The organism is Lacticaseibacillus pantheris DSM 15945 = JCM 12539 = NBRC 106106 (assembly GCF_001591865.1).
GTDB lineage: Bacteria > Bacillota > Bacilli > Lactobacillales > Lactobacillaceae > Lacticaseibacillus > Lacticaseibacillus pantheris.
Genome location: NZ_BCVS01000149.1, coordinates 1 through 4,290, shown reverse-complemented (window position 1 = coordinate 4,290; position 4,290 = coordinate 1). Strand labels below are relative to the sequence as shown.

General features: G+C 53.9%; 3 protein-coding genes. 2 read left to right on the top strand and 1 reads right to left on the bottom strand.

Features of this window, described 5'->3' with window-relative positions; all coding sequences use genetic code 11:
• Positions 1–336 precede the first annotated feature (336 nt).
• Complete coding sequence (locus LPA02S_RS10885; protein WP_056956312.1) at positions 337–1,242, top strand: magnesium transporter CorA family protein; 906 nt, start codon at positions 337–339, stop codon at positions 1,240–1,242.
• Positions 1,243–1,266: 24 nt separating this feature from the next.
• Positions 1,267–2,022: a nucleoside phosphorylase gene (locus tag LPA02S_RS10880; protein ID WP_056956313.1), complete on the top strand. Its 756-nt coding sequence runs from the start codon at positions 1,267–1,269 to the stop codon at positions 2,020–2,022.
• A 243-nt stretch (positions 2,023–2,265) separates the two neighbouring features.
• Here LPA02S_RS10880 and LPA02S_RS10875 read toward each other — a convergent pair whose 3' ends face one another.
• Positions 2,266–3,558 carry an adenylosuccinate synthase gene (locus tag LPA02S_RS10875; protein WP_056956314.1) on the bottom strand — a complete coding sequence of 431 codons (1,293 nt, stop codon included), beginning with the start codon at positions 3,556–3,558 and terminating at the stop codon, positions 2,266–2,268.
• Between the last annotated feature and the right edge of the window lie 732 nt (positions 3,559–4,290).

Below are 4,290 nucleotides of genomic sequence, written 5' to 3'. Positions count from 1 at the left end.
AAATCGCAGCTCACCGGGCCGACCTACGCTGCCGTCAGCCGCATTGGGACGGCCTGCCCCGCTCTCCAAAATTCACCCTAGACACCGCCAATCACGCATGATAAGCTATTAGCGTGGTGCCAAACCATGGGTGGGATAGCAACGATCGGCGCGCAAGCGTTCAGAAGGTCTGCGCCCCCACCGTTACATATTCGGTATTCTCAGCGAATGCCACCTGACGGGGTCGTAACCCCGCACACATATATGGGGCGTGACTACGGTCTCGTCTTTTTTTGTACCAGGCGGGGTAGAGCCATCCCCCGCACGAACTACCCTAGAGACAAGGAAGCCGACAGTATGATTAAACAAACCACGTTCTGCCACGGTCAAAACGAGTGGATTCACGTGACCGATGCCAACAAAGACGAACTGGACCGCCTGCGCGCAGACTACGCGCTCGACGACGAGATGTTGGGCTACGCTTTGGACCGCCATGAGCGTGCCCACGTGGAGTACGACGCCGTCAGCAATACCTTCCTGCTGGTCTACAACGTTCCCGACCAGCACGAAGTTCACGGCCACTTTGCCGCCGTGCCGCTCACCTTCATCATTCGCGGTGAACGCATCTTCACCATTGGTGGGGCCAAGGCTGACTACGTGTGCGACCTGCTCGCCGCCCAGCTTGAAGCCGACGACGATATCTCGGCGTTCCAATTCCTCTTTGAGGGCCTCTTCATCCTCACCGAATCGTTCTTTCCGCTCATCGAGAAGGTGGACGAAAAACGCCAGGACGTCGCCGACCGCCTGCGCCGCAAAGCCACCAAGGCCAATCTACTAGTGCTATCAGACCTCGAAACCGGCCTGGTTTACCTAGTCACGGCTGCGAAGCAAAACGCGATGGTACTGGAACAGTTTAAGCTCCAACCACTATTCCGCGGACTCAACGCAAAGGAGCGGGAGCGGCTGAATGACGTCATTATTGAAGCCCAGCAGTTTAGCGAGATGACCCAAACCACTTCGCAAATCATGGACCAACTGAACAGCACGTACACCAACGTGTTGAACAACGAACTGAACGACACCATGAAGTTAATGACGGTTTGGTCACTACTACTCACCGTACCCACCATCGTCACCGGCTTTTACGGTATGAACGTTGACCTGCCCTTTGCCAAAACAACGGGCGCGTGGGTAATCACCATGATCATTACCATCCTCCTCAGCGTCGTGATGGCCGTAGTACTATACCGCCGGATTAAATAGATTGATTGCAAAGGAAGTGTCGCCATGCACCCCACATCACTGCCACTGCTGCACTTCGACGCCAACCCCGACGCCGTAATTAACCCCTTCCGTGACGAGGGTTACCAGTTTCCGCAGCGGATGTTGTTCGCCTTTATCTCGGCCGCCAACATCCTTAAATTCGTGGAGCAGTACCCCCACACCATCGTCGGTACCTTTGAGACGGTCTCCAACGAGTTTCACGTGTACCAGCTCGACGTCGATGGGCACCAGGTCGGACTGTGCCGGGCTCCGCTGGGCGCATCGGCCGCCACCCAACTCCTCGAGTTTCTGATTGCCTATGGTGCCCAGCGCATCGTGACGGTCGGCTCTTGCGGTGTACTCACGGACGCTCCCGAAAACCAGTTTATGGTTGTCACCGCGGCTTTGCGTGACGAGGGTACGTCGTTCCACTACCTGCCACCCGCGCCCAGCATCACGCTCGACGCCGATGTTGCCAGCCACATCCAAGCCGTACTCACGCAACACGCAGTCCCGGTGCACGCCGTCCAAACGTGGACGACCGACGCCTTTTTTCGGGAAACGCGGGGCAAAGTCGCCGCGCACCGCGCTGCTGGTTACACCGTTGTCGAAATGGAGTGTGCGGCCCTCGCAGCCTGCGCACGTTTCCGCGGGGCGCAGTTCGGCCAGATATTGTTCACGGGCGACTCGCTCGCCGCGATGGACGAGTATGTTGCCCGCGACTTTGGTAAGGCTTCCCACCTGCAGGCACTCACCCTGGGGTGTTGGTGCCTGATGTAGCAAAAAGAGAGTGGCCCACAATGCGGTTAGCTCCCGAGCAATAGCGTAATAATGCCGATATTCCTCAGTTCGGGAATATCGGCATTATTACGTTAGGCACAGGGAACTGCATTGTGGGTCACGTTTGTAGGCCGGCTGCTCACCATAACTCCGCTCGGTCACAAGCCGCCCAGCGTCGATGTGTGTCTTTTTTCCGAAGCCGCTACTTATAATCGGGCCTCTTTTGTGTGCACATTACATTATCTAGTCCGTCGCCCAAACGTTATCCAGAACCACCGTCTGGTTACGCTCTGGGCCCACACCGAACGTTAACAGGTTAACCCCGACGAGTTCCTGAATCCGTTCCACGTAGCGACGTGGTGCAGCGGGCAAGTCCTCTAGGCTCCGGGCACCACTGATGTCGTCAGTCCAGCCGTCCAGTTCTTCGTAAACTGGCTGGCATTCACCCAGCTCCTTGAGCGTCGCGGGCATCCGCGTAATCCGGGTACCGTCCGCCTTCTCGTATGCCACACAGATTTTTACTTTGTCGAGACCCGTCAGCACGTCCACCGAGTTCAGGCACAGGTCGGTGACCCCAGCAACACGCCGCGCGTGGTTCACCACCACAGTGTCAAACCAGCCCACGCGCCGCGGCCGTCCAGTCACCGTACCAAACTCGTGACCCGCATTGCGGATGTAGTCACCCTGCGCGTCATCCAACTGCGTCGGGAACGGACCATCACCCACGCGGGACGTGTACGCCTTCACAACACCTACCACCCGGTCAATCCGTGACGGACCCACGCCGGTCCCAGTGGAGACGCCACCAGCAGGGTTGGAGGACGTCACGTAGGGGTAAGTCCCCTGATCAACGTCCAGCATGATTCCTTGGGCACCTTCAAAGAGGACGTTACGCCCTTCATCCAGCGCGTCGTTCAGAATCACGCTGGTGTCCACGATGTAGGGAGCCAGTTGCTGCCCAAAATCGTAGTACTGGCCAAAAATATCGTCATAGTTAACGGGTTCTGCGCCATAAATCTTGGTCAGCAACTCGTTTTTTTCGTCTACATTAATCCGCAACTTTGCGGCCAGGGTGTCCTTGTCGAGCAGGTCAGCCATCCGGATACCCACCCGCGCGGCTTTGTCCACGTAGGCCGGGCCGATTCCGCGGTTGGTCGTGCCAATCTTGGCGTCACCCTTCTTTGCTTCCTGTAACTTATCGAGCAGGATGTGGTACGGCATAATGACCTGCGCGCGGTCACTGATGCGCAAGTTTTCGCCGGGCACGCCTTGTTCACGCAACGCGGTGAGCTCCCGCAGCAGGCTAGCCGGGTTAACCACAACCCCATTACCAATAACGGATAGCTGGTGCGGGTGGAGAATCCCGGATGGCACCAACCGGAGTTTGTACACCTGACCGTTTGCGTGGATGGTGTGACCGGCATTGTCGCCACCCTGGTACCGCGCAATCATGTGCGCCCCCTGGCTTAGGAAATCCGTAATCTTCCCCTTACCTTCGTCACCCCACTGCATACCGACAATTACTGCTGTACCCATTGATGATTCCTCCTCGATTATGACACCAGCAAAGTCGCTACCGCCACTGTCTCAACTTTGAACGCCGACGACGCCCAAAACAATAACCATGATAGCAGTTAACTGGGACGGTCACAAGGGTGTGGGTGGATATTGTTCGGATTAATTTGATTGTTAGTATTATGTAGAGATGAATATGCAGCTATTACATTATTATTCACGAACTTTTTTGATTTCAAAAGATTCGACAGGCAGGAAAAATATTTACCTATTCAACTGACATCTTTACGTAAATGTATAGCTAATCATATATGCCAAATTGCTTACATTTAAAAATGACGAAGCTGATTAGTGTGTATCCTTATGTTTGTTCACTTAATGATTGCACTAAAACAATCATTATTTTATCTACATATCAAAATCACACTTTAGCTAAGCATAAGAAGACCTCCACCAAAAAAACTAGGGGAGGTCTATAGAGTGATATCATAGTAAGCCTTTCAATAGATGACTGGAGGGCGCACTAAAAATGTTTCTTATTAATGCATGCAACTTATTCTTCATTATTCATGGTTTATATCGGTTAACTTGTAAATCCACTTCTTCTTGTAATCCTCGCATAGTGCGGTCCCCTCAGGTAATAAAGGTTGTCGATAAATATATATTAACAATCTTTCTTGTTATCGCCGGCGATACGTTCGTTGTCCTTCAGCTGTGCACTATACTGATCAGCCTCAACGGCTAATTCCTTTT